The sequence below is a fragment of the Anaerosporobacter faecicola genome, from assembly GCF_012070565.1.
Lineage (GTDB): Bacteria > Bacillota > Clostridia > Lachnospirales > Lachnospiraceae > Anaerosporobacter > Anaerosporobacter faecicola.
Genome location: NZ_JAAQRO010000022.1, coordinates 1 through 26,978, shown reverse-complemented (window position 1 = coordinate 26,978; position 26,978 = coordinate 1). Strand labels below are relative to the sequence as shown.

Annotated in this window: 26 protein-coding genes; 24 read left to right on the top strand and 2 right to left on the bottom strand. The window is 36.3% G+C overall.

What is annotated here, in order from left to right; all coding sequences use genetic code 11:
* Nucleotides 1–218: 218 nt before the first annotated feature.
* The 7 genes from HBB17_RS08355 to HBB17_RS08325 all read left to right on the top strand — a co-directional run bounded on the left by HBB17_RS08355 (nucleotide 219) and on the right by HBB17_RS08325 (nucleotide 7,028).
* Nucleotides 219–554 carry an ASCH domain-containing protein gene (locus tag HBB17_RS08355; RefSeq protein WP_167957031.1) on the top strand — a complete coding sequence of 112 codons (336 nt, stop codon included), beginning with the start codon at nucleotides 219–221 and terminating at the stop codon, nucleotides 552–554.
* Nucleotides 555–979: 425 nt separating this feature from the next.
* Nucleotides 980–3,142 carry a GGDEF domain-containing protein gene (locus HBB17_RS08350; protein WP_167957030.1) on the top strand — a complete coding sequence of 721 codons (2,163 nt, stop codon included), beginning with the start codon at nucleotides 980–982 and terminating at the stop codon, nucleotides 3,140–3,142.
* A gap of 255 nt (nucleotides 3,143–3,397) precedes the next feature.
* Nucleotides 3,398–3,724 carry an HIRAN domain-containing protein gene (locus HBB17_RS08345; RefSeq protein ID WP_167957029.1) on the top strand — a complete coding sequence of 109 codons (327 nt, stop codon included), beginning with the start codon at nucleotides 3,398–3,400 and terminating at the stop codon, nucleotides 3,722–3,724.
* Between the two features lie 137 nt (nucleotides 3,725–3,861).
* On the top strand, nucleotides 3,862–4,872 hold the full coding sequence (locus HBB17_RS08340; protein WP_167957028.1) for a helix-turn-helix transcriptional regulator: 1,011 nt from the start codon (nucleotides 3,862–3,864) through the stop codon (nucleotides 4,870–4,872).
* Nucleotides 4,869–5,657, top strand: coding sequence for a helix-turn-helix domain-containing protein (locus tag HBB17_RS08335; RefSeq protein WP_167957027.1), 789 nt, complete (start codon nucleotides 4,869–4,871; stop codon nucleotides 5,655–5,657). The genes HBB17_RS08340 and HBB17_RS08335 overlap by 4 nt, the downstream gene beginning before the upstream one ends.
* 84 nt (nucleotides 5,658–5,741) lie before the next feature.
* Nucleotides 5,742–6,152 carry a VOC family protein gene (locus tag HBB17_RS08330; protein WP_167957026.1) on the top strand — a complete coding sequence of 137 codons (411 nt, stop codon included), beginning with the start codon at nucleotides 5,742–5,744 and terminating at the stop codon, nucleotides 6,150–6,152.
* 135 nt (nucleotides 6,153–6,287) lie between these two features.
* Nucleotides 6,288–7,028 carry a flavodoxin family protein gene (locus HBB17_RS08325; RefSeq protein ID WP_167957025.1) on the top strand — a complete coding sequence of 247 codons (741 nt, stop codon included), beginning with the start codon at nucleotides 6,288–6,290 and terminating at the stop codon, nucleotides 7,026–7,028.
* A gap of 184 nt (nucleotides 7,029–7,212) precedes the next feature.
* Here HBB17_RS08325 and HBB17_RS08320 read toward each other — a convergent pair whose 3' ends face one another.
* On the bottom strand, nucleotides 7,213–8,052 hold the full coding sequence (locus HBB17_RS08320; RefSeq protein ID WP_167957024.1) for an AraC family transcriptional regulator: 840 nt from the start codon (nucleotides 8,050–8,052) through the stop codon (nucleotides 7,213–7,215).
* 372 nt (nucleotides 8,053–8,424) lie between these two features.
* Here HBB17_RS08320 and HBB17_RS08315 point away from each other — a divergent pair, with 372 nt between their 5' ends.
* The 13 genes from HBB17_RS08315 (at nucleotide 8,425) to HBB17_RS08255 (ending at nucleotide 21,710) form a co-directional block, all read left to right on the top strand.
* Nucleotides 8,425–9,012, top strand: coding sequence for a TetR/AcrR family transcriptional regulator (locus HBB17_RS08315; RefSeq protein ID WP_167957023.1), 588 nt, complete (start codon nucleotides 8,425–8,427; stop codon nucleotides 9,010–9,012).
* The gene (locus HBB17_RS08310; protein WP_167957022.1) at nucleotides 9,002–9,619 is read left to right on the top strand and encodes an alpha/beta fold hydrolase; all 618 of its coding nucleotides are present in this window, start codon (nucleotides 9,002–9,004) and stop codon (nucleotides 9,617–9,619) included. The genes HBB17_RS08315 and HBB17_RS08310 overlap by 11 nt, the downstream gene beginning before the upstream one ends.
* A complete protein-coding gene (locus HBB17_RS08305) occupies nucleotides 9,619–9,765 on the top strand; it encodes a hypothetical protein (protein ID WP_167957021.1) in 147 nt (48 codons plus the stop codon). The genes HBB17_RS08310 and HBB17_RS08305 overlap by 1 nt, the downstream gene beginning before the upstream one ends.
* Before the next feature lie 31 nt (nucleotides 9,766–9,796).
* Entirely contained in the window at nucleotides 9,797–10,498 is a 702-nt protein-coding gene (locus HBB17_RS08300; RefSeq protein WP_167957020.1) for a class I SAM-dependent methyltransferase, read from the top strand.
* Nucleotides 10,459–11,649, top strand: coding sequence for an HNH endonuclease domain-containing protein (locus HBB17_RS20340; RefSeq protein ID WP_238483705.1), 1,191 nt, complete (start codon nucleotides 10,459–10,461; stop codon nucleotides 11,647–11,649). Before HBB17_RS08300 ends, HBB17_RS20340 begins: the two co-directional genes overlap by 40 nt.
* Nucleotides 11,650–11,699: 50 nt before the next feature.
* A complete protein-coding gene (locus HBB17_RS08290) occupies nucleotides 11,700–12,323 on the top strand; it encodes a hypothetical protein (RefSeq protein WP_167957019.1) in 624 nt (207 codons plus the stop codon).
* Between the two features lie 887 nt (nucleotides 12,324–13,210).
* Entirely contained in the window at nucleotides 13,211–14,683 is a 1,473-nt protein-coding gene (locus HBB17_RS08285) for a methyl-accepting chemotaxis protein (protein ID WP_167957018.1), read from the top strand.
* A gap of 209 nt (nucleotides 14,684–14,892) precedes the next feature.
* Complete coding sequence (locus tag HBB17_RS08280) at nucleotides 14,893–17,877, top strand: DUF3427 domain-containing protein (RefSeq protein ID WP_167957017.1); 2,985 nt, start codon at nucleotides 14,893–14,895, stop codon at nucleotides 17,875–17,877.
* 94 nt (nucleotides 17,878–17,971) lie between these two features.
* Nucleotides 17,972–18,358 (top strand): (deoxy)nucleoside triphosphate pyrophosphohydrolase, encoded by a 387-nt coding sequence (locus HBB17_RS08275; RefSeq protein WP_167957016.1) that lies wholly within the window; start codon nucleotides 17,972–17,974, stop codon nucleotides 18,356–18,358.
* A gap of 190 nt (nucleotides 18,359–18,548) precedes the next feature.
* Nucleotides 18,549–19,196: a YczE/YyaS/YitT family protein gene (locus HBB17_RS08270; protein WP_167957015.1), complete on the top strand. Its 648-nt coding sequence runs from the start codon at nucleotides 18,549–18,551 to the stop codon at nucleotides 19,194–19,196.
* A gap of 146 nt (nucleotides 19,197–19,342) precedes the next feature.
* On the top strand, nucleotides 19,343–19,630 hold the full coding sequence (locus tag HBB17_RS08265) for an ArsR/SmtB family transcription factor (RefSeq protein ID WP_167957014.1): 288 nt from the start codon (nucleotides 19,343–19,345) through the stop codon (nucleotides 19,628–19,630).
* 97 nt (nucleotides 19,631–19,727) lie between these two features.
* On the top strand, nucleotides 19,728–20,552 hold the full coding sequence (locus HBB17_RS08260) for an EFR1 family ferrodoxin (protein WP_167957013.1): 825 nt from the start codon (nucleotides 19,728–19,730) through the stop codon (nucleotides 20,550–20,552).
* Between the two features lie 99 nt (nucleotides 20,553–20,651).
* Complete coding sequence (locus HBB17_RS08255) at nucleotides 20,652–21,710, top strand: saccharopine dehydrogenase family protein (protein WP_167957012.1); 1,059 nt, start codon at nucleotides 20,652–20,654, stop codon at nucleotides 21,708–21,710.
* A gap of 105 nt (nucleotides 21,711–21,815) precedes the next feature.
* Here the strand turns inward: HBB17_RS08255 and HBB17_RS08250 are convergent, their stop codons facing one another.
* Nucleotides 21,816–22,583, bottom strand: a complete 768-nt coding sequence (locus HBB17_RS08250; RefSeq protein WP_167957011.1) for a helix-turn-helix transcriptional regulator — start codon at nucleotides 22,581–22,583, stop codon at nucleotides 21,816–21,818.
* A gap of 142 nt (nucleotides 22,584–22,725) precedes the next feature.
* On the opposite strand from HBB17_RS08250, the gene HBB17_RS08245 reads away from it, so the two are divergent.
* The 4 genes from HBB17_RS08245 to HBB17_RS08230 form a co-directional block, all read left to right on the top strand.
* On the top strand, nucleotides 22,726–24,417 hold the full coding sequence (locus tag HBB17_RS08245) for a glycoside hydrolase family 2 protein (RefSeq protein WP_167957010.1): 1,692 nt from the start codon (nucleotides 22,726–22,728) through the stop codon (nucleotides 24,415–24,417).
* A gap of 415 nt (nucleotides 24,418–24,832) precedes the next feature.
* Complete coding sequence (locus HBB17_RS20335) at nucleotides 24,833–26,212, top strand: hypothetical protein (protein ID WP_207717334.1); 1,380 nt, start codon at nucleotides 24,833–24,835, stop codon at nucleotides 26,210–26,212.
* 5 nt (nucleotides 26,213–26,217) lie between these two features.
* Entirely contained in the window at nucleotides 26,218–26,667 is a 450-nt protein-coding gene (locus HBB17_RS08235) for a hypothetical protein (RefSeq protein WP_167957009.1), read from the top strand.
* Nucleotides 26,668–26,787: 120 nt separating this feature from the next.
* The coding region (locus tag HBB17_RS08230; protein ID WP_167957008.1) for a helix-turn-helix domain-containing protein at nucleotides 26,788–26,978 on the top strand (191 nt) is incomplete at its 3' end.

Sequence of the window (26,978 nt, the reverse complement as noted above, 5' to 3'; positions counted from 1 at the left end):
TAAATCAGATATAGCGGTAAGTGTAAGGTATTCGGTAATAGCATTGATATAGGAGTTGGATAATGTGTGTAAATCAGAGATTTTATATAGAGACGCAAGGCAAGAAGACATTAATAATATAGCTCAATTTCATTAAATAATAAAAATCGCTATATCATAGCCTTGGTCAGCCATGGCGCAACGATTTTGTTCAATTTGAATTTGAAGAGGAGTATTTTATGGTGCATAAAATGAATTTATGGCATGATTCTTTTGAAAAAATTAAGGAAAAAACAAAAACCATAGAAATGAGATTGAATGATGTAAAGCGTTCACGCATAAAAAAGGGGGATATGATTGAATTTATTGATACTAGTAATAGTGGAAAAATAAATTGTTTGGTAATTAATCTATATAAGTATTCTAGTTTTGATGAATTGTATCAAAATCATAATAAGATTCAAATTGGGTATGATGAAAATGATTGCCCGAATCCTTTGGATATGTTGGAATATTATTCGATTGATGATATTAAACAATATGGAGTTGTGGGAATTGAAATAAGAGTTATATAATTTTCGATTTGATGCTAGATGTGATAATGAAATATCTATTACCAAATTCAAAGATTATCGTAATAGAAGATTTGGTGAATGTCTAAGGGAACTTGATTTATCAGTAAGAAGAACTTGTTCGAATAAGCTACGAGCAGAGATCCTATAAAAGGCTCTATGTCAAGTGTTGGGGGGCGAGGTGTGATGCACCCGCATAAACACTGACATTAGAGCTTATTTTTGTGTGTTTTTCTATAATTATAAATCTGGGCACACAAAAGAAGCCAAGTGCCAGTCTATTAAAATAGCGATTATATTTACGATTTTGCCAGCACGCAAAAAAACTCGAAAATGTTTGAAATTTGCATGGGGTGGGTGTTAAAATAGTACATCTAGAAAGACTTTCTTTCTTGACTTACTATTATAATAAATCGCGAGGTGGCGAAATGACAAAGAAAAAGCGAAAAGAAGGAAATGCGGTGCTTATCCTTCTGTTATTGCTTATTTCATTTGTAACAACATCAACTTATGTTTATGCAGATGAGAAAGAGGAAACGAATGTTGTTAAGGTTGGTTATCTGATCACGGAACGTTATCAGGAAGGTTTGGATGATGAACCAAAGTCTGGATTTGGTTATGCGTATTTGCAAAAGATAGCATCCTATACTGGTTGGGAATATGAATATGTATATGGTAGTTTCGCGGAATTGCTACAAGGTGTGGCGGATGGTGAAATTGATATAATGGGAAATATTTCTTTTACGGAAGAGAGAAGCCAGTTGATGGACTATGGTGAATATCCACAGGGAAACGAAGAATTTTACTTATATACTTTATATAAAAACAGTAAGATTAAGCCAAATGATCTGAATTCCATTAATGGTACTACCATTGGGATAAGTAAGGGCAGCATACAATTAAGTTTATTCAAGGATTGGCTGAAAGAGAATCATATTAAAAATGTAAAGATTATTGAGTTTGATAATCGCGAAAAAAGGATTGCGGCTCTTGAAGAAGGCAGTATAGATGGTACCGTAACCACGCATGTTGGTATTGACTATGATTGGAACAGGATTGCCAATATTGGTCAGAGTCCTTTCTACTTTGTTATCAATAAAAATAAACCATATTTGAAGGAACAGTTAGATGATGCACAATCGAGAATTCTTGAGTTAAATAATAATTATAATGAATACATCCTACATAGATGGGATGCAATGGAGGCTGTAACGAGAATCCATCTGACAGAGGAAGAAGAAGGCTGGATCAAAAACAAAGGGAAGGTTGATGTTGGATACATTAAAGATCTGTTTCCTTACTGTGGAGCAACTGAAAATGGTCACATGCTTGGAATGTATCGTGTTGTTTTAGAACATATAGCAACTACTTATGGAATTGAATTCAATTATGTAGAGTATGCGGATTCTAAGGAAATAGTAGAAGCAATGGATCGGAAGGAAATAGATATCGCAGTTCCTATGTACTTCAATTACTGGGTAGCGGAGCAATTAAATATTCTGATTACAGATGATTTTGCAATTGAAGCTACTAATGTTTTGTATAATGTGCAGGATGTCGAAAATCTGTATGATACCATTGCACTTCCAGAAGGGAAATTGATAACATATTATGAATTGAAATCAGCCTATCCAAACAGTGCATTCATTTTTGGAGAAGACATCAATGCGTGTATTACATTGGTTGCGACAGGCAAGGCTACTTGTACTATTTATCAAGCAGATGTAGTTAATGAATTAATGTCAGAAAGAGCGCTACCAACGAATATTCGTGTATCGGAGGCACAGCATTCACAGGATCTGTGTATGGGGGTACGAAAAGGAGAAGCGGTGCTTCTTTCCATTCTTAACAAAGGAATTGCAACATTGGATCGAGGTGCAGTAAGCAATGCGTTGATTCAGTATGCGCATTGGTATGGTAAGGATCATTTTAATTTTAAGGAATTTGTTACAAGATATGCGGTTCGATTGGTAATGCTTTCAGTAATAATAATTATTATATTGCTTACCTTGTTCATTTCATTTATTATTGCGTCACTTAGACATCATAGATTACAGGAAGAATCGAAAGCACAAATGGCTAAGTTGCTCGAACTGGTACAAACGGATGAATTGACACAGATAACGAATCGAAGTGGAAGTAAACTAATTGAGAATTTGATGACCGAAGGCAAGGAAGGTCTTCTTACATTGTTGGATGTTGATAAGTTTAAATCGATTAATGATACCTATGGTCATCTAGTAGGGGATGAAGTTATCATTGCAGTAGCGAATTGTATGAAAGAAAATTTCAGAGACAGTGACGTTGTCATGAGATTTGGTGGTGATGAATTCGCATTTTATTTGGTTGGTATTACGGATGAAGTGACCGGTGTGAAATGCATAGAGAATTTTATAGAGAAAATATCATCAATTAAGATTCCAGAACTGGAAGGACGAAAAATTGAGTTAAGTTTGGGTGCAATATTTTGCAAAAAAGATACCATTTTGGATTTTGAAAAAGCGTGCCATTATGCAGATGAAGCATTGTACCGATGCAAAAAGATTAACGGATCAGCATATGAGATTTATGCTTATAAGATTGCTGAATAAAGGGGTGGTAGGGAATATATAGACAACAGATGGATAAAGCGTATTGATCAAAAAGAAAAATGAAATGAGAACAAGGATTCGTGTTATAAGTCCGTATTTTGGTCACGAGCAAGTAGTATCATGGAATCAGGATAAGAAATTGTCCTGGTTCCTTTGTTTATATACGAGGAAAATTCTCCGACTTTCCTATTATAGAAACCATCCGGGGGATGCGCACTCGCACAGAAGTATTTTTAATTATATGGAGGTGTCGATATGAAGAAAATATTTTTTACAATAGCAGGTCTTAATCATTATTATGGAGATGAATTCTTTGAAGCTGGAATGGAAGTTACGCTAGTCAAAGAACCAGACAATGAATTTGACAAGGAAGCAATTAAAGTAGAACTAGAGGGACTTGGGCTTGTGGGTTATGTGGCTAACAGTCCTTATACCGTTAAGGGCGAAAGTATGAGTGCTGGAAGAATATATGACAAGATTGCTGACGAGGCAAGTGGTGTTGTGAAATACAAATTGCCAGGAGCAATTCTGTGTGAACTTGTTATGGAAGAAAATGTTATTGAGCGGACAGAAAGCGAGTAGGTGGAATATGAGAACGGATACCATCGTTGCTTACAGAATGAACACATATTCAACCGAAAGATGTTGCAAAGGCAATTTCCATGCTTCCATTTTGGTGCTATAATAATGTCATACAATTTTGAAATGGAGGCAATGCTATGGCGGAAGGAAATACACAGAAACTTAAAATATTGTATTTGATGAAGTATTTATTGGAAAAGACAGATGAGACGCATAGTGTAACCATTCAGAATATGATCGAAGAACTTGGCAGGTATGGAATCCGTGCAGAGCGAAAGAGCCTTTACAATGATATTGAAAACTTAAAATTATTTGGGATTGATGTGATAGGAATCAAGGAGAATAGAACCTTTAACTATCATGTTGGGAATAGAACGTTTGAATTAGCAGAACTGAAATTGCTCGTGGATTCTGTGCAATCGGCAAAATTTATCACGGAGAAAAAGTCGAATGAGCTTATTAAGAAGATCGAGAGCTTTGCTAGTGAATATGAGAGGAAGCAACTTCACCGACAGGTATACATATCAGAACGTATTAAGACCGAAAATGAGTCAATCTATTATAATGTAGATCAGATTCATGCAGCGATTGGAGAAAACATGCAGATAACCTTCCAGTATTTTAACTGGGATGTGAATAAGAAGCAGGTACTTAGAAAAGACGGTGCATTATATCAGGTAAGTCCTTGGGCATTATCTTGGGATGATGAGAATTATTATCTGGTTGCATTTGATGACAAGGAAGATAAAATTAAACACTTCCGTGTAGATAAGATGCTCCATATTGAAATGACCAGAGATAGAAGAAAAGGAGCAAGCGTATTTCGTTCTTTTGATATGGGTGCTTATGCTAAGAAGATGTTTGGCATGTTCGATGGGGAAGAAGAATATGTACAGATCAAGTGTGAAAATTATCTTGCAGGGGTTATCATTGATCGATTTGGCAAGGATGTAGCATTCATTAAAACAGATGCGGACCATTTTAATGTGAATGTAAAGGTGGCTGTGAGCAGGCAGTTTATTTCTTGGGTGATGGCACTTGGTGAAGGAGCAAAGATTATTGGACCGGAGAGTGTACTAGAGAAAATCAATGAAGAAGTTACAAGAATGGTAAGGCAATACGGAGTTAAGAGGCGGAGGTACCAATGAAGGACTTAGAATGCTTACAAAGAGCGGTTGAGTATATAGAGGAGAATCTTACAAACAAGATTCTGGTATCTGAAGTGGCAGAATATGCGTATATATCAGAAAGAGTTCTGACGGAGTTGTTCCGTTCCATCGCGGGATATCCTGTAATCGAATATATCAGAAAAAGAAGACTTACACGGGCTTCCTATGATCTGAAAAACACAGAGGATAAGATCATTGATATTGCACTGAAGTATTGTTATGAATCTCCGGAAAGCTTTTCAAGAGCTTTTCGAAGGTTTTTTGGCATTTCCCCTCAACAGTTGCGTTTGCAAGGGATAGAACCGGAAGGGATAGGAAAGCTACAATTCATTGAAAGCGATGTGATTGGCCGACAGAGGAGCGAGGGATATCGAATCTTGGAAAATTGCCCGATTTATTATACAAAAGAGATGGATAGGATTGCAGATTGGTTCCGCAATGTACTTGGTTGGATTGTCAATATTGATTTAAGGAATGAAGCAGGAGAAGGAGTATATGGTTGCGCAATGCCAATACCGGAAGATAACGTAAGTCAGAAATTAACCACATTTATGGGTTTTTCTTTATTTTATGGGGAGGCGTTGCAAAGAGTGATTGGATACATCACCGTTGATCATGTAGATCCTCTTCGTAACTACATTTTGCAAAGTGGTTGGACAAAGGTAACAGAGATTTTGTTTACGCCTTGGGGGGCTAGAGAATTTAGCGTAACGACGCCGGATGATGGAGAAATTCGATTTTCTAGTTATGATGTTATGACCTAACATCCATTTGCGATTACTGTCAGGTTTTTTAGAATATTTCGTTGTATTCTTAATCTACAAAAGAAAACAAGGAGGATTCAAAAAATGAGAACAGAGTATGAAAAAAGAGGTTACAAAGTATTGGAAAATGGTCCGGTGTATTACACAAAGGACATGGATCGAACCATTGAATGGTTTGAGACGGTTTTGGGGTGGTACGGCACAGTGGATGCCAGGGATGAAAATGGAAATGCTATTTTTGGAGGAATTGCACCGATTCCAAATGAGATAACGGAAACAACGAATCTGACTTATCTTGGATTCAGCTTATTAGAAGGCGAACCGACTAATCGTGTAGTTGCGTATTTTGTGGTAGATGATGCCAGAGCAGCCTATGAATTTATGCTAAAAAGTGGTTGGAAAGAGTATACAGAGATTATGGAACAACCATGGGGTGGAATGGAATTTCGTGTGAGGACAATTGATGGGAGTTTAATAAGGATAGCCAGCTACTAAAATACGTGTAATTAACGCAATCTTCGCACTTGCAGGTATTTACTATAGCATATCTCGATTTACCTTGACATCCCCCAATAGGCTGGATTACGTTTCGAATAGAATTTGCACGAGTCATACAAAGGAGGAATAGATGTGAAAGTAGTATTGATTAATGGGCAGAATCATAAAGGTAGTACATATCATATTGGAAGAATACTAGCGGAAAGACTGGCAGATGTGGAAGCGATTAAGGAGATTTTTCTCCCAAGAGATTTAAATCATTTCTGTTTGGGATGTTATTCCTGCATACAAGATGAAAAGAAATGCCCATATTTTGAAGAAAAGAAGGGTATTGAAGAGATGATGCTAGAGGCAGATGTTTTAATTTTTACAACACCAACATATTGTATGGAAATGTCAGCACCACTTAAGTCATATTTTGATTTGTTTTACCAGTACTGGATTCCACACAGACCGAGAGAATATATGTTCCACAAAAAGGCTGTGGTGATATCTACCGCGGCAGGTGCAGGAACTAGAAGTGCGATAAAGTCGGTAATAAGAAATCTTACATGGTGGGGCGTACCCTTTTGTATGAAATATGGAATATCTGTAGGTGCAAGCAAGTGGGATGAAGTGTCTGAGCGGAACAAGACGAAAATTGAGAAGGATATGGACAAACTTTCTAGACGATTAAAGAAGGCTAAGGCAGGAAAGCCGAGTCTGATGATTCGATTTATGTTTGGTCTTATGGCTAAAGCAAAGAAGAGTTCTGTCGAGGGTGCTTATGATGCCAATGAGGCAGCTTATTGGCGAGAAAAGGGCTGGCTTGATGGGAAGAAACCGTGGAACTGTATCGCAGGGATGACAGACGAATCGAAGTCGCCATCCTGATGAGAGGCATTCATAGCCTTGCTATAGGTGAAGAACGGGACAGAAATGCGTATTTTGTGCGCAAAACAGTAAGAAAGGAAAAGAGGAAGTGTCAAACATCATACTCTGTGCAGGCGGTTCATTTGCATAGTAGTATTTTTATGTATAATGATGACAAATCCTCTTTTTACTATATTACAAATCTCTAAATAGCGTTAACGGGTATCCAAATCTCACTTTTATAGTCAGCTGCACCGAGATCACCTTGTGAGTACCATTCCACTTCGGGTGCTTCCGCATGCTCATAACCGGATGTAGGAAACCATTCGGAGAAGATGCGTCCCCATACATCTGCCATAGCGGTAGGCAAAGGACCGACTATTTCAAATATTGCCCATGTATGAGCAGGTATTTCAAGGGTACACATTGTTTCAGGACAGTCTTTCTCGGTTATAGAACCTATGTAATAATCTGTGGTGTTGTCTTCATACATTCCACTGTATACACCTACTAGCCCATCTCCAAGTGCGGAGATTTGTGTAATTGTTTCTGCGGGAGTTTCGCTCCACATCTTTCCTACGCTTTCTCCTAAATTAGTTTGAGAAAATCTCTGGGTAATACCTACAACGGTAAAGGATTCTTTCTTTTCAATTCTGTAATTCATCTCAACAACTCCTTTCAATGATAAAGAGAAGGTTATGCGAGGATACGCCTTTAAGGATATGCCCTTTTCTCTTATTTTTGAAGGCAAAATTCCATGCACTGACATAAATGCACGAGTAAATGAATCAGGCGAGTTATAGCCATACTTCAAAGCGATATCAATGATCTTTTCATTACTATTTTGCAAGTCAAAAGCGGCAAGTGTTAAGCGACGTCGCCTTATATACTCGGATAGTGGTACGCCAGTTAAAAAAGAAAACATGCGTTGAAAATGATATTGTGAACATAAAGCGATTTGAGCAATTTTGGAATATTCAATTTGACCATCAAGATTGTCTTCAATATAATTAATCGCTTGTCTCATATTTTCTAGAGTATCCATATACTTCCCCTTTCACATTAATCATAATATAAGAGAACAACAAATACTCGATAATATTTGCAAGTATTTGTAGGGTTGCGGGTGATTTTAAATGATATTAATGAATAATGAATGAATAATTCTGTTCCAATACATCTTCTATTATAGTATAGAAGCTTCGCGCCTACAAGAAAACTAGCAGAAGTTTTTTATGAGAATTCACAATTTAACCGCTCTTTGACTTGCTAATGCATACAAAATAAAGGGAACAAAAGGAATGTGGAAGTTTGGATTCATAGGTTGGTAATCATACAAAAAGGGATTGACTAAATCGACACATGTGTCTATAATAATAATCGACATGAGTGTCGAAAACAGAAAGGAGGATACAGAATGAGCTTGAAAAAAGAACGAACAAGAGAACGCATATTAGATGCAGCATATAAACTTTTTGCAAAGAATGGTTTCAAATATGTCACGATGAAAGATATTTGCCAAGTTACAAATCTTAGTAGAGGAGGTTTATATAGCCACTTTTCCAGTACAAGAGAATTATTTGAGGCAATACTTGAGGAATTAAACCAAAAAGAAGAAATGAATTTTTACGAGGAAATGAAGCAAGGTGTTTCAGCAACACAAATATTAAATCAAGCGCTTGCCTTGATGGAAGAGGAAATGAATCATCCAGAAGATTCTTTAAGTCTTGCATTATATGAATATGCTGGCAGTGGAGAGAATGACTTTGTGGAGTCTTTTATCAAATGTGGAGAGGAAAAATGGACGGCACTCATTCATTATGGAATAGAGCGTGGAGAATTCCATGCTGTAAATGTATATGAAATTGTAAATATCATTTTATATGCCTACCAGGGTATTCGAATGTGGAGTTGTATTGTTTCAATAAATCGAGAAACGAATGAATCCGTTATTTCATATATCAAAAAACAACTAATAAAGGAGAGGAACGATCATGGAAAGTAAGACAGAAAGAACGGCTATTTTATATGTTCATGGGAAAGGTGGGAGTGCGAAAGAGGCAGAACACTACAAAACATTATTTCCTGAATGGGACGTATATGGGTTAGACTATAAAAAGAATACTCCTTGGGAGACAAAGGGAGAGATTCAATCTAAGGTAACATCACTGAACAGAGAATATGATAATATAATACTTGTAGCAAACAGTATAGGTGCTTTCTTTTCTATGAATGCCAAAATAGAAGATGCAATAAAACGTGCATATTTAATATCACCGATTGTAAATATGGAAAAACTGATTATGGATATGATGGAATGGGCAAACGTGACGGAAGCTGAGTTGAAAGAAAAGATGAATATTACAACGGAATTTGGTGAGACCTTATCGTGGGAATATTTATTCTATGTAAGAAGCAATCCGATTCATTGGGATGTTCCAACGTACATACTATATGGAGAAAAGGATAATCTAACATCGATAGAAACGGTTACACAATTTGCTGAAGCGCATCATGCAAATATAACGGTTATGCCAACAGGAGAGCATTGGTTCCATACAAAAGAGCAGATGGAATTTTTAGATAACTGGATGAAAAATAAAGTACATTAATGGGGAAGAAGTTGCAAAGAGGGTACGCTTTCAAGGGCAGTAATTTGATCGTGAAAATGATGGAGAATCGTGTGTTGTCGGTAATGGCATCACGTTTGGATTGTGATAATTTGGTAGTTATGATAGAATATGAAGTAGAAAAATGAAGTAGAAAAATGTAGAAGAGGACTACCACATATGGAGCTTAATCAAAAAATATCGGATATAAATACTTGGTTGGACCCGGTGAACGCAAAAAAATCGGAGGACCCAAGAACACTTCGCGAGATAACAGAATGTACCTTGGATTATTATAATAAGAGAGCGCAGGAATTCGTAGATGGAACGGTGGATGTACATTTTACAGAGGTTCAGGAGCTGTTTCTCTCTTACCTGTCGAATGGCAACAAGATATTAGATTTGGGATGTGGTTCAGGGCGTGATACAAAATATTTCTTGGAAAAGGGATATCAGGTTGACGCTATTGACGGTTCTGCAGAGTTGTGTAAGCTTGCGACAGAATATACCGGGATTCCAGTAAAGCATATGGTATTTGAAGAGTTGAATGAAAAGGAACAATACGAAGGTGTTTGGGCCTGCGCGTCAATTTTACATGTTCCAAGAAGGAGCCTTCCGAACATATTGAGCAAAATAACAGATGCAACGAAGAAGGATGGCATTGTTTATATTTCCTTTAAATATGGTAATGTGGAAGGAATTAAGAATGGTAGATATTTCACGTATCTCACAGAGGAAACATTGATAGAATTGTTAGAGCAGGGACAGACAAAGAACTACAAACTTGCAGTAGAGAAACAGTGGGTTTCAGGTGATGTTCGAGTAAACCGAGGTGAGGAACGATGGTTGAATGTAATTCTAAGAAAAAAAGAAATCCGTTAGGGATTGATGAAAAATATTATAATGCTTTAGATATTGAAGGGTTTTCACGTATGATGAAGGATCCCTCCTATTGTTATAAGTTTTATTGGCTGGAAGCAATTGTGCATTTGATTGCAGAGAATCGGACAGAAGCGACCTATGATGATGTTATTGATGAAATGATTGCCAATGCCTGGTACCCAGTGGTTGAGTACCATATACATTTGAGCGGAATCTTTGGAAATGGTGAGATTAAGGATAATCTTGAACGTGCAGTAATAAAATTGCAGGAATTAAGTGGGTTGCAGACGGAAGTCTCTTGTGTGGAAATTAAGAATGCAATCAAAGAATTTCAGAAGGAACTTCATGCGGAAAAGATGGATCTTACAAAAAATGTTCCCTACAAAGCACTATCCGGCTTTGCTAATAAGACGGGGAATAGAATTAGCTTAGATAGTAGTGCAGGAAGAATGATGGAATACTATAATCGTTTGAGCCAAAGGGAAATCGTACTTCCCTATACCTTTGGTGATAAGAATGGGTTGGATCGCAAATTAACATTCAGCAGTGCGTGGGTTCAAATGATTAAGGATCATACAGTTCCCATATTAGGTTGGATTCAATGTGAGAAAGTAAAGTGGTTGCAAAACAATAATCCAGAGGTGCCAGGAATTATCTATAAGTTGGATTTGTCAGAGGAAAAAAATCGTAAGTTGGCTCATGTACATAAATTATGGGATGGAATACTGGAATTAAAGCCGGTAGTAGATGTGTTCACGGATGAAGCAATTAGTCAGGCGGAATATGATGTTGATCACTTTATTCCTTGGTCATTTGTAATGAATGATGAGTTGTGGAATTTGATGCCGATGGATTCTAATCTGAATTCAGTGAAGAGTAATAAATTACCGTATTGGGATGATTTCTTCATTCGGTTTGCAAAGAATCAGTACATAATGTATGAGCAGATACATGAAAAAGAAGGAATTCGAAAATTATATGAAGCATGTTATCGAGACAATTTACATTCCATATGGGCAAATCAGGAATTGTACCGAAAAGGAAATTCAGAAGAAGAATTTTGTAGTGTATTAGAAAGAAATATGAAACCAGTCTATGATTCTGCAAGAAGACAAGGGTACGATGTCTGGGACCGAAGATTTGTTGGGTAAAAGTATACGATGCATTGTTACACTATAGCAAATAAAGGAGAGATATAGCAATGGAGGATAAATTAAAAAAATCGTATATATGGTCATTTGTTTTCTTGATAGTTGAATTATGTTTGATCTATGTTTTAAAATATCTAACTAATGAAAAAATATTATTTGTATCATTTGTTGGGGTTACCTATATGGTAATCAACCTTTTTTTCATGAAATATAAAAGAGAGCGGCTATTTGTAAATGGATTGATTACTTACTTCACAGTCGTTATGCTTGGTGTTTTAGTTGGTATTCATTTGGAGGTTGAAGGGGTACTTAGCATAGGTGCTGCAATTTCAGTAAGTGACCTTTTAAGTTTCACTAAGTATGGGAAAGAAACGGCTAATGCGAAAGCGATGGGAAATAAAGAATTTATGTATAAGGCAATCATTTATGGTTGTGGAAAAAAGGATAATCTATATCCTACTTGCGGGTTTGGGGATTATTTTTATTTCGCTTTGTGGCTTAGTGGATTGAGTCATAGTGTCAAACTCTTTCTCTTACTTGCACTTGGATTACTGATTGGAAATCTTATAAATAAAGTTATTATTCTTAAGCTCCATAACAAATCAAATTATAGGGGAATTCCAGCTACACCTATTCCATTCCTATGTGTTATGATGGTTTATTTTATTTGGTAAGTGAACAAAATAGAAAACAACAGTAGACAATAAAAAAGTTAGAAGATGGTGAAAATGAACCGTCTTCTAACTTTTTTCTATACTAGGAAAGTCCTACGACTTTCCTAGTATAAAAACCCTCCGGGGGATGCGCACTCCCACATAAGGTAGATTACAGTTGAAGCTGACTGTGCTGGGCGCGGAGAACAAATTGTACTTTGAAAATGCTATTAACGCGAGAGTATAAAAGTACACTTTGTTCATGGGCATATTATAGAAGAATTATCGGATTTATGGACGAAACAGGTAAAATGATGTAAAATAATGTCGTATATGTATGGAAATAAACTAAAGGAAATGGAAAGTAATGACGATATATATAATTAGTATTAAGAAATAGTTGGGTTAAATAACTGGATACGCAAGGAGGTGAGGGAATATGCTTGAATGTTGGACGATAAAGTATAATACTGCTTATTTATCAGGAGGTCAGTACGGTTAAACACAAAATTATGTAGACATGCTATGTCTGTAATTTTGTGTCTTTTTAATCTCAAGGAGGCATCGAAAAAGGGCGATATCGTTTTTTTTGTTTTGTATGTTTATTTTCGATACGGAACTTTCCAAAGAACAGAAAAGGGTTGCTAAGGAGGGGGATAAGGATCGATCGGAGAGCATACAATTGTATTCTTTATGACACCTAAGGTTCTTTATGACAGAATAGTGTTGGCGCACTTACATATGATGAAGTTTTTTCATATATATGATTTCATCAAATATATGGAATAGAAGGCTTATCAGAATAGAAGGCTTATCAGAAGAGAATGATTCAAATCTGACTGTGGTGGAAGTACAGAAGGTTTGGATATAATTTACAAGCGGTATTAGGGTGATAGGAGAGATGATTTATGATATTAAAAGAAAGACAGCAACAGGAAAAAAATAAGACAGCAATGATATTAGGCGGGGTGACTTTAGTCTACTCCACATTACTTGCAGTACTTGGTTTAGTAGATACTACAGCAAATATGAAAGTAGTTATTCCGAGAGCAATACTTAGTGTTATTATTTTGGTGGCATTCTTGGTTATCTATTTTAAGTTTCGAAACAGTGAGAAGTTTGACGTTGCATGCATGGGGTGTTTGTTAGCATCTTATACATTGACACTTTTTACACAACGTCATATATATATGTATGCACTGATCTATCCGATTATGTTGAGCGTAATGTCGTATATGAATGTAAAACGTGCAAGAAATGCGATGATAATAGCAATTGCTTTGAATGTGGCTAGTGCTACTAGGAATTTTGTTTTGTATCCGGATACACAGGACCAAAGTTTTATGCAGACATTTTATGTTGTGCTTTTCTGTATTGGAGCATATAAAATTATTAAGATGTTGAGTAAACATATGAAGGAAAATATAGAAGAAATTAGTAAACAGATGGATACGACATCATTGTTAGTGAAAGAGATTATAGGTGCTTCAGAACAATTGACAGCAAAATTTAAATGTGCACAGGAAAATGCACAAATTCTTACAGAGAGTATGCAAGTTAGCGATAGTTCTGTAAAAGAGATTGCAGCGAGTGTAAAATTAACTGCAGAAGCAATTGAATCACAGACTATGCGAACCAGTGACATACAAACTAGTTTGGAAAATGCAGGACGTGAGACATCAGAGATGAGGGAATCATCTTTGACATCACAAAGGGTAATCGGTGAAGGAACGGAATTAATTCGAGAGTTAAAACATCATTCCCTTCAGACTGCAGAGATTAATTCTTCTACAAGGATTATTACAAATGAATTGAATAACCGTATCAAAGAAGTAGAAGTAATTATTGGTACGATTTTAAATATTTCAGAACAGACCAATCTATTGGCATTAAATGCTTCGATTGAAGCGGCTAGAGCTGGTGAGGTAGGTAAAGGATTTGCAGTTGTTGCGGATGAGATTCGTAAACTATCTGAGGAGACAAAAGAATCTACCACTAAGATTACGGAGATCATTGAGAAATTAACCGTTAACGTGGAAGAAGCGTCTGTGAATATGAAAAAGTCAGCAAAATATTCCGACATGCAAAAGTCCATGATTGAGACCACGAAAGAAAAATTTGATCTCATTGAAGAGAAGGTAGATGGATTGAACGATACAATAGTGAATCTTTCTGATGAAATGGACAGTATATTAAAAGCAAATGTACAGATTAATGACAGTATCACAAACCTCTCGGCCACAAGCGAAGAGGTGTCAGCATCTGCGGAAAGTAGTATTTCTGTAAGTGAAAACAGTATGGATGCCTTAAATAAATTGAATGATATATTAGAGGAAATCTTTGAAATATCTACACATATGGAAGAATTAGCGAAGAGCTAAGGTGAAGAAATCACCTATTCATTTTAGAGAGGTTAGACAGAACTAGTGATGTTCGTCGTTTATGCAATCATAGACAGATAAGGGAAATTAAGTTACACTTGGATGCGTGAAACTGGACTACCCAAATTATTATCATACTTAAAACAAGATCAATACTTGTTACATAAATACCAGGTAGATGGACAGAAGACTAGTAAGGTGAAAGGTGAATGCAGATGGAAAACATATTATCAGAATTAAGTTTAGGAATGAATACCGCATATATGAATAGTACGGTGAATTCAAACCTTGCATATCGTCCTGAATTTGTTTCAAATAACTACAAAAAAGGCAAGAAAGTATTGTCTTCTTTGGAGTGGGAGTTGGAGAATTGTGATGCATTTTCGATTAGCGTTGCTTTTATCACAAAAAGTGGAATCACTCCGATGTTACAGACACTGAAAGCATTGGAGAAGAAGCAAATACCAGGACAAATCTTAACAACGGATTATTTGATGTTTAGTGATCCAGAGGCATTGGAAACCTTGCATTCATTAAAGAATATCGAAGTTCGAATGTTTTGCACGAATAGTAATAATAGGGCAGAAGGTTTTCATACGAAGGGGTATATTTTCGAAAAGGATGAGATTTATCGTATTATTATTGGTAGTTCTAATATGACATTGAGCGCTATTACTACAAATCGTGAGTGGAATACGAAAATCGTTTCCACTCGTGATGGCGAAATAGCAAAGGAAATTGTGGGTGAATTTCAGACATTATGGACTGACGAGAGAACTCTTCCTTTTGATGCTTTTATCTCAGATTATGCGGATAGATATAAGCAATATCAGAAAATCGTAAGACAGCAGAGACAAATTGCTAAAACACAGAACATTATTGATATTAAGAAAAGCACATTAAAACCAAATGCAATGCAGGTTGATTTTATCAATAACTTGAATAAGTTAAGAGAAGATCCAAAAGTTGATCGGGCAATGCTGATATCAGCCACCGGAACAGGTAAAACATATGCATCTGCTTTTGCACTTCGTGAGATGAAAACCAAAAGGGCTTTGTTTATTGTTCATAGAGAACAGATCGCGAGACAGGCGATGGCCAGTTATCAGCGAGTATTTGATAGTGATAAGAAATTTGTGCTGTTATCAGGAAATTCGAAGGATTACGAAGCTGCAAAGGATGCGGATTTTGTGTTTGCAACAATGCAGATGATGGCGAAAGATGAGATTCACTGTTTGTTTTCAGAAGAGCATTTTACAGAAATAATTTTGGATGAATGCCACCATGCAGGTGCAGAGAGTTATCAACGTATCCTGTCTTATTTTAAACCAATATTTTGGCTGGGTATGACTGCAAGTCCAGAAACAAAACGATTCGATGTGTATGCGATCTTTGACCATAATATTGCTTACGAGATTCGATTGCAACAGGCATTGGAAGAAGATTTATTGTGTCCGTTTCATTACTTTGGAATAACGGATATAGAAATTGATGGAGAAGTGTTTGATGATGAAACGGGTACGAAGAATTTTAATCGATTGGTATCGGACGAACGTGTTAATTATGTGATTGAACAGGCAAAATACTATGGACATAGTGGAGATCGTGTAAAAGGATTGATTTTCTGTAGTAGAAAAGAAGAAGCAAAAGAGCTTTCTTTGAAATTCAATCAAAGAGGATATTGCACAGAAGTATTAACAGGAGAAGATAACGATGGGAAGAGGGAAGAAGTTATTGAAAAACTTGTTATGGATGTGCCTGATCATAAGAGCGTGCATGATGCAGGTGCGTTAGATTACATCTTTTCTGTAGATATTTTCTCTGAAGGTGTAGATATTCCTCAAGTAAACCAGGTAATCATGCTTCGACCTACACAGTCACCAATTGTATTCGTCCAACAGTTAGGACGAGGTCTTAGAAAGGCATTGGATAAGGAATATGTAGTCATCCTTGATTTCATAGGAAACTATAAGAATAATTTTATGATTCCTATTGCATTATCTGGAGATCGAAGTTACAATAAGGATTCCATTCGAAGATATGTTATGGAGGGGGAACGAGTTATACCGGGAGCCTCCACAATTCATTTTGATGAAATTTCAAAGAAAAGAATCTTTGCAGCTATTGATAGTGCGAATTTTAGTGATGTTAAGCTCATCAAGGAGAATTATTATAACTTAAAATGCAAACTTGGCCGTATTCCAAAGCTAACCGATTTTGATCAATATGGAGAGATGGATGTATGTTGTATCTTCGATAATTCCAATCTTGGTTCGTATTATAAGTTCTTGGTTAAGTATGAAAAGGAATATTCTGTGCGCTTATCAGAACAAGAAGAAAAAACTGTTGAATTCATATCAAAGAAGCTCGCTAGTGGAAAAAGGATTCATGAACTGGAATTGTTAAAACGGTTGTTATCCTATTACACGGGAATAATTGCGGTTTGGAGAAAGTCATTGTCTGAAAACTATAGTGTTAAGATGAATGAGCTAGTGGAAGAAAATGTTATTAATGTTATGACAAATGAGTTTCCTTCTGGTAGTGGAAAAAAGTCATATTCGAATTGTATTTTCCTTGAAAAAAGTGGTGGAGATTATACGATTAGCAAGCAGTTTAAGAGCATGTTACAAAATCCAGAGTTTCGTCAGATTGTAGAGGAACTAATTGAGTTTGGAATAGCACGATATAGATCAGGATATAGTAATACCTATGCGGATACAGACTTGGTCTTATACCAGAAGTATACGTATGAAGATGTGTGTAGGCTTTTGAACTGGGAACATAATGAAGTCCCTTTGAATATTGGTGGATACAAATATGATAGAAGAACAAATACATTTCCGATCTTTATTAACTATGATAAAGAAGAAGATATTAGTGCCACTACGAATTATGAAGATCATTTTGTAAATAATAGTACATTGATTGCTATATCAAAATCAGGAAGAAGTCTTTCTTCAGATGATGTACAGAATTTTTTACATGCAGAAGAACGTGGAATATGTGTTGAACTTTTTGTCCGAAAGAATAAGGATGATAAGATTTCCAAAGAGTTTTACTACTTAGGCCGTGTGAAAGCAAGCGGTAAAGCAGAAGAATTTGTTATGCAAGGAACAGAGAAGACGGCAGTTGAAATTGAGTGGATACTTAACACACCAGTAAGAGATGATATATATGATTATTTTGTAAGCTAAAAATCAAATTGTTTAAAATCGGAATGGAATCTTTCATTTGCAATTTTGTGTTTAGCATATAGTCAACAGATGTTTGAAAGGACATAAAAATATTATGAATACAGTAAGAGTAGTTGCAGCAATTATTCGATCAGATGATAAGATATTTGCTACGCAGCGTGGATATGGGGAATTTAAAGGTGGCTGGGAATTTCCGGGTGGAAAGATTGAAGAAGGAGAAACTCCACAAGAAGCTTTAATTCGTGAAATTATGGAAGAGCTTGCGACAGAAATTCATGTAGGTGATTTCTTGCATACAATCGAATATGATTATCCATCCTTCCATCTGTCAATGGATTGTTTTTGGGCAGAAATAGTATCAGGAGACTTAGTACTCAAAGAGCATGAAGCAGCAAAATGGCTTGCTAAAGGAGAGTTGGATACTGTGGAATGGCTACCAGCGGATATTGAGATTATAGAGATGGTAAGAGAGACTTTGTAAGAGAGGATTAACAATGATAATTAAGGGACTAAAGTTTGGAATTATCATTACATATTTCGGAGTACGACTTGCTGTAAAACGTATATAATTGTAACAAAGAAAAACCTGTTCGTGATTAGATGGACAGGTTTTTTGCATTTTTAAGAATGATGTTATAAAATAAATGGTACGCATACGAAGGAGGAAACGAATGAAAAAGAAGCTATTAATAAGAATGTTGAATTATGTTTTTGGGTTTTTGCTTATGACAATGGGAGTTGCAATTTCGGTTAAGTCGAATCTGGGTGTGTCTCCTGTTAGTTCCATTCCCTATACGATGACCTGTGTATGGGGGATTGAAATGGGGAGAGCAACAATTTTATTCCACATTGCATTGGTGCTACTTCAGATTCTATTATTGAGAAAAGCATTTCGAATAAAGAACTTGTTACAGGTTCCAGTTGGAATTTTATTTGGTAGTTTTACTACGTTTTGCAACTATCTTGTGACATATTTGCCTGATCCAAACAATATGGGGATTCAGTTGCTCATGATGATCTTTAGCACGGTTCTAATTGCATTTGGAATCTTTCTATATGTACCAGCGGATTTTGTTCCATTGGCGGGGGAAGGAGCAATGCTTGCCATTTCCCAAGTTACGAAAAAGAAATTCTCAAGTGTGAAGTTGGCCTTTGATATCTCGATGGTAATTATATCGCTGTGCACTTGTCTACTGTTGTTACATACGTTAGGAAGTGTTGGTATTGGAACGATTTTAGCCGCGGTTCTAGTCGGGACAGAAATAAAAGTAATACATAGAATATGGAGAGCACCTACGCATATAACCAATGCACCGTAGCGAAATAAAATGGAAATCCGCCAAAGGTGTTGTGGATAAAATCCATCTGAGATCTAGAAGCAAACATAGATACAAAAAAGTTGACAGTTCAATATGAGATGTGTTATTGTTATGATAATTCGATAAGTATCAAAGTGAGGTTGGTTATGACAACAAAACAGTTAGCGAATATTCATAAAGCCTTGTCTAATGAGAATCGATTGGAGATTTTTCATAGTATTTTAGAAAGTGAGGAAAAATCCTTTGATTCCTGTCCTTGTTTAGTTTCAGCAATCATGGATAAATTGTGTATTGGAGCACCAACCATTTCTCATCATCTGAAAGAGTTGGTCAATGCAGGTTTGATCGAGACAATGAAGGACGGTAAATATTTAGTAGCTAAGGTGAATTACGAAACAGTTAATGCGTTACGAGAGGAACTACATGTGAAATAAAGAAATTGTACATACAGTTTCTTTATTTTTTAACATACACTTCGATAGATGTCGAAATGTAAAAGTGAAATGGAGTATAGGAATAAGGAGAATAGAAATGAAGGCAGAGAAGAAAACAGAGAAAAAAACAGTAATATTTTATTTTACCGGAACCGGAAATAATATGTATGTTGCAAAAAGAATACAGGAGCAGATGGAAAATGTGGATATCTACCCATTTCATAAACTAAAGGAAGTAGCAGACATTGTACAGGAATATGATCGAATCATATACTGCGCTCCAGCGTATTATTCCCATATTCCGCCATATGTGGCTGAGGTTTTAAGGGACATTTCCTATGGTTCTACGAAAGAAATCATTACAATTGTAGGGTGTGGTGGAAATCGAGGACATGCAACAGAGGATATGAGGACGTGTATTGAAGCTACGGGACAAATGGTTGCGGGCGAATATATGGTTATGTTTCCGGGAAACTACATATTGTCTTATAATGCATTTCCAAAATTATATCAGAAAATCGTATTACATATGGCAGATCGAAAGATTGACCGAATCGTTAAGGATATAGAAAAGCATACCGTATCGGTATTAAAGAAGTCAGGCATACTCTACAGTAAGATATGGGAGCCAAGTTTACAAAAAGCAATGGCATCTTTCTCGGACATTGGTCAGCACTATGATGTGGCAAATACATGCAATGGTTGTGGTACCTGTGCCAAAATCTGTCCTGTACAGAATATTCAAATTGTGGATAAACGACCAGATTTCTCAAACCATTGTCAACAATGTATGGCATGTGTACAATGGTGCCCTACCCATTCTATTGATTATCGGCACAAAGCAAAGTCAAGAAAACATTACCACCATAGAGAGATATCCCTTGTGGATTTGGTGAAGGGGAATATAGGAAATCAGAAATAACAAGTAGACTATGTTTGAAATCCTAACCAGTTTGTAATAAGGATAAAATAAAACAAACGCGAAAATGAGATAATAGATGAGATAGGAGAGAATCATAATATGAGTAATATGGTGATTGGTGGCTATGGACAGGTGGGGAGCATTGTCTCCAAAGCATTAAGTTCTGTCATAGTGGCCGGTAGAAGTTTGCAGAAGGCGGAACAGTTTATAAAGAAGGAGAAAATCAAGGGAGAAGCAAGGGCAATTGATACCTCAAAACTAGCAGATCGTGATTTTGCTGGTGTTGATACCATTGTGATGTGTGTGGAAAGCAATAATGAAGAAGTTTTTCTTCAGTGTATCAAACGGAAGATCCATTATATTGATATTTCTCCCACATCTACAATTTTGGACAGATTAATGGTACATAAACAAGAGGCAGAACATGCGGGAATTCATGTCATACTAGGTGTTGGAATTGCACCAGGGATCAGCAATCTGTTGTGTGAGAAAGCGGTAGAAGGGTTTACATCGATTAATACGATTGATAGTTACTTAATGCTTGGGACCGGTGAGGATCATGGTGCTAATGCAATTCAATGGTTGTTTCATCAGCTTGGGTTGAAACAAGAGGGACGGAGAGCATTTATGAACAAAGCAAAGATTCAAATACCAAGACAGAAAGGCAGGAAAGTACAGATCTTTACGAATATCCATCTAGCAGATGCGCCAATCATGGAATCATTTCATAAGGGGGCAACCGTTCATTCTTGGTTCAGTTATGATGTAAATTGGATCACCAGATTGGTGGTGACTATGCAGCGATGGGGGATTCTATCAAAGGTTTTATGTGGAAGTGAGAAACACGTTACGCGTCTTATCAAATCAACAACCAGTTTAATGAAATTAGCCCAGAAGATGCATATTGGCACGGCAGAGTATATTTCTCACGTTGTCGTTACAGGACAAAAAGCAGGAAGTCTGTATAGACGAGAGGTATCCATACATGGTTTTGAGAATCGTCAATTAACAGGAGCAGTTGCTGCCTATGTTGCGAGGAATATCACATCTTATGAGAATGGAATCTACTATCTACAGGAAGTTGTATCACTGGATCAACTTGGGGAGCTGAATCTGCATCTTATTGATCAAGAAATGAGAGTAAGTAGTGCACGCTAATATGTGGTGGTTATGAAGAAGAGGAACTGACCAATTGTGGTTCAAAGTTGTTTGGAACCCATTGCCTATCAGCATAAGAGGATTTTGAAACGTTAGTAGCGCACCTTACCGTGCGCTTATTTCTTTTCTAAATCTATTCGGTGACATCTTCATGTGCGCATTAAATTGTCGAATGAAGTGTTCCGTATGACGATAGCCACATTGGAAAGCAATCTCTTCAATGGATAGATTGGTTGATATGAGTAGTTCAGTTGCATTCTTGATTCGTTGTTCAATGAGATCATTCATACAGGATCTGTTAAAGTACCGTTTATATAAGGAATGGAAATACCCTGCCGTGATGTTCAGTTCATGTGCAAGCCTTGGTACAGTCCATTGCTTTTCGGGAGAACGGAGCATTTGCTCTCGAAGTGTAAGAAACTTATAGTATAGATCGGGATATGCAATGGAATCGCATTCATCTAAAAGCTTATCAAGTAAGGCATGAATAAGATTGTTCATAATCATGTTATGATGAGAGGTTTTGGAAAAATACTCATTGTAGATTACATGGAACAGATTATAGTAGTCCATTTGGTTATGTAGAACGATAGGCTTGCCAAAGGGAAAATGTTCATTCAGTAAAGGCTGTGAGGAAGTGATATGTGCCCAATCATCAATATAGCAACTGCCTTTTGCATAGTAACGATGCTGCTGATAGGGCTTGAATAAAAATGCAGTGCCTTCTGTAATAGGGACCCATTCCTCTTCGATTAAGAATACGCAAGGTGTCTTTACAAGTAAAAGCAGGTAAGAAGGGTGACCATTGGGTCTATTTACACTATAGGTAGAATCATGATAGGCGTCTTTTCCGATGTTTGTGATTTGTATCATATGGCCTCCTTAAACTTTGAATAATATGAGAATTGATCAATTATGTAATAGTATAATGCATTGTAAAGCATGAAACAAGGGGTGTATACTTATTGTATTGATAAAAGGTACATAACAAAAAGTCATTTTGGAGGTAGTAAGGATGATAAGAACATTTGACATGCATCGGGTAAGAAAAGGAAGGGAACTCACAGAGCGGCTTTGGGAGTTTAAAGCATGTGAAGGGGAACATGCGAATCAGGTTTTAAAGGTTGCAACACCAAGTTGTTGGGAAGGTTATCCAGGATATGCAGGATATAGAGGAAAAGGGATCTACACCACAACTTTTGAAGCAGAAGGAAACATCAGGCTGGAATGTAAGGGAGTATGTCATACTGCTACGGTATATCTTGATGGGAAGAAGATTGCAGAGCATTACAATGCTTATACGAGTTTTGCAACAATTGTGAAAGATCTTCCAAAGGGGGAACATATCTTAGAAATCCTAGCGGATAACAGCTTTTCAGAGAAGAGTGCGCTACATATACCGAATGATTATATGTCCTATGGTGGAATTGGAAGACCGGTTGTGTTAGAAACCATAGAAGATGTCTATATTAAGAACATTCTGGTCACACCGTGCAAAACTGAAAATGGTTGGAATGCACAAGTGCAGGTGTGTCTTGTGAATGTTAGTGATGAAAAGCATGTGATTGATCTGGATACCATTCTTTCTGGAAAAGGGTTGAAGAAAGAAAAATGGAGCAAACAAGGGATTGTTGTTGAACCAAAGGAAGAGCTTGTAATTAGTGAGAGTATGGCATGCAAGGATGTGGTGGAGTGGTGCCCAGAAGAACCCGAATTGTATTACATCACATCAAACTTGTATGAACAAGGGGTTGCCATTGATGATTATATTGATCGATTTGGTTTTCGCCAGATTGCAATAGAAGGTAAGAAGATTTTACTTAATAATAAGGCTCTACGTATCAAAGGGGTATGTAGACATGAGGATCATCCACAGTTTACTTGCGCATTACCTTATGCAGCAATGGCAGCAGATTTGCAGATTATCAAGGATATGGGATGCAATTCCGTAAGAACATCTCATTATCCAAATGATGAGGTATTTCTTGATCTGTGTGATGAAGAAGGAATTCTTGTATGGGAAGAGAATCATGCAAGAGGATTAAGTTTAGAAGATATGCAAAATCCGAATTTTGAACCTCAGGCGGAGAATGTGATCCGCGAGATGATTCCCTTGCATTATAACCACCCAAGTATCTATATATGGGGAATTCTGAATGAATGTGCAAGTGACAGTGAGTATGGAAAGGATTGTTATGCAAAACAGTTTGCTCTTATTAAGGAGCTAGATCCGTCGCGTCCCCGTTCTTTTGCAAGCTTCAAATTCAAGACAGATATATGTTTTGGACTGCCGGAGGTGGTTTCCTACAATATCTATCCATTGTGGTATCACGATACACCAGTCGATGCGTATCTGGATGACTTGTATCAATGGGTTCAGAAGGAGACAGAAGGAGCAGGAAAACCATTTTTAATCACGGAGGTTGGCGCAGGTGCCATCTATGGATATCATGATGCATATAATTCCAAATGGACGGAAGAATATCAAGCAGAAGCTTTGGAAAAACAGCTACAAGCAATCTTAGGATACGACGATTGCAGTGGTGTGTATATATGGCAATTTTGTGATGTGAAAGTAAGTAAAGAGTGGTTTGACAAACGCCCAAGAACTATGAATAATAAAGGAATTGTAGATGAATACAGAAGAAAGAAACAAAGCTATGAAGTAGTAAAGAACTTATTTCACTCTTATGGGAATTATTTTTAGAATATGATTTAGTAAGCAAATCCAATCAGAGAAGCTAATTCTGATTGGATTTGCTTTTGTAATTATAGATCACGGAATAATTACGTAGATTTTATAGTTTTAACACAAACTTCTCACTGTTACGTGTGGAGCCAAGAGAGAGTGCGTTTACGATGATTATAGCAAGCATCTGCTCGTTTAAAAACTGCAATTGCGAAGTTTGAGTTTATGTATAAGGGGCAAAAGTAGTTGTGCCCCTTATATTATACAGATAATAGATAGAATTAATACGAATTTACAGAAAGAAAATGTCATCTGTCAGGATTTGATGTTGTCTGTCAGGAATGCAACATTTTTAGTAAGAAATATGCTACCATAACCGAAGTAATTGAAAAATAGCTCATCAGGCAAACAATGAAAAGGGAGGATATCTAGCATGGCTAGCATTGCACTAAATTATGATTCAATCTATGACGCAGCAAAACATGCAAAAAAAGTTGCTAGTACAGCAGAGGATTACGTTCTTAAATTACAAACGAAGATAATCAATAATATTGACTCATTAAGTGGAGTGAATACGAACTACACAACAGAAGCTAAAATGCAAGTATCAAAAAAGATGATGCACTTATATGATAAGAGAGATATCTATGAAGAGTATGGTTTGAAACTAGAACAATTTATTGAAAACGAGGAATATGGTGCGAAAGCAGTCGATCAACGAGTTGCGGAATTGTTTCAATCGGAAGGAGGCTTCCCAAAGAAGAAAAAGAAAAATAAATCTGTTGGAAGCAGAGTTTTTACTTTTTTATCAAATGCAGTGCAGACAGCGGGGGAATTTGCCTATGATGTTTTGCTGGATATAACATATGCGGTGAATTGGGTAGTAGGAGAATTACCTGGTAAAATTGATTATTGGTACGAACATCAAGGTGGGAAATACATAATAAATCCATTGTTAAAAGCAGGAGCAATAATATTACTATTTGTTAGTCTTCCTTATGCGGGAGTTGCAATTTTAGCAGTCAAAGCATTGCTACTCAAAAAGATCGTTGATTTACCAATCAGTATTTACAATAATATGAGAGCTTATGAAGAATCTCAAAATGGAAATAAAGAAATAGCAGAATATTATAGTAGTATTGATACGTGCGCAAAAGAAATTGGTGCAAATACGAACAATAAGATCACAATAGCACTAACGAAAGGAATCGATTTTACGGAATTCACATTGGAAATGGTATTGATGGTTCAAGGTTTATTCCAACTAGGAGATTGTATTATTCAGAAAATTTCGCAGAAAATTGGAAATGCTAATATTGCAGAGGAAGTTAGGAATAGTTATAATGTGGTTGATGACTTTGGTGATGATGTTGTTGGTAAGGGTGGAAATAAGACTAAATTAGATTACGTTACTTCAAATGGATTAGTGATAGAAGCTACACCAGGTAAGACAACGACGGTGTTAGGGACATATAGAAGTGATACTGGTGCAATTCTTGACGAGTTAGGTAATGTGAAATCTCTTGATTTTGGACCAAAAGATGGTAGTTTTAATTTGTTAAATACGCCCGATGAATTATATGTTTCTCCTAATCAATTTTGGAATGAATATAATCAACCATGGTTAAGTAATGCAGTAGAAAGAAATGATATATTTAAAATTGCAACAGAACCTACATGGGATAACTTAACTCGAACAAATATGTATACAGGGAAAATAGAACTTACAGGATTTGGTAGAGAATATACATATTTGAGAAAACATGGATATTCATTTGATAATGTTACGAAAACTATGTTTAGGAAGAGGTGATAACAGTGGATAATTTATGGACAAAGATTAATGACGAGATACCAACATATATGACAGAATTGTGTCAAAAGCACAATTTGAAATGTGTAAAAGTATCTGAGTTAAAAACAGCTATGGTAGGAAGAGATTTTTCAATACTTATTGCTGTTGATAGATTTGATATAGAATTGTACTATTTGTATAAAAAAGGGGATAAAATGATTAAACATCCATGTGGAAGTTATTTTGCACAAGCATATGATAGCAAAGATAGAGAACATTTATTAAAAGGAGAGGGAGCGGATATTTTTGTAAGAAATTGTATTTTGATAACTGAACATGGATTAGCTAGTAAATGGAAGGATGTTTTAGATGGAGACAAAAATTGGTTAGATAAATATAAGAGTTCATCTCGTTATGCAACAGAGAAGTTGACAAGCGATGAAATTGATGTGTTAACAGATATATTTATTTAATTATGTATATACTTTAGGACTTCAATGCCCCTAATTCAAAAAGCTATTTTAATCTCTGCCTGTGTACCGACCCCCAAAAGTTAGACCTAAAAAATCTAATGATTGGAGATCGGTATTTTTATGGCAAAATATAGTTATGAATTAAAGAAAAAGGTTGTTACTGCGTATCTATCTGGAGAAGGCAGTGCATACTCACTAGCAAAAAAATACGAAATAACGCACAAAACATCTATTGATAACTGGGTTAAAAGCTACCAAGCAGAAGGTGATAATGGATTATTGCGTTCTAGACAAAATAAAGCTTATTCTTT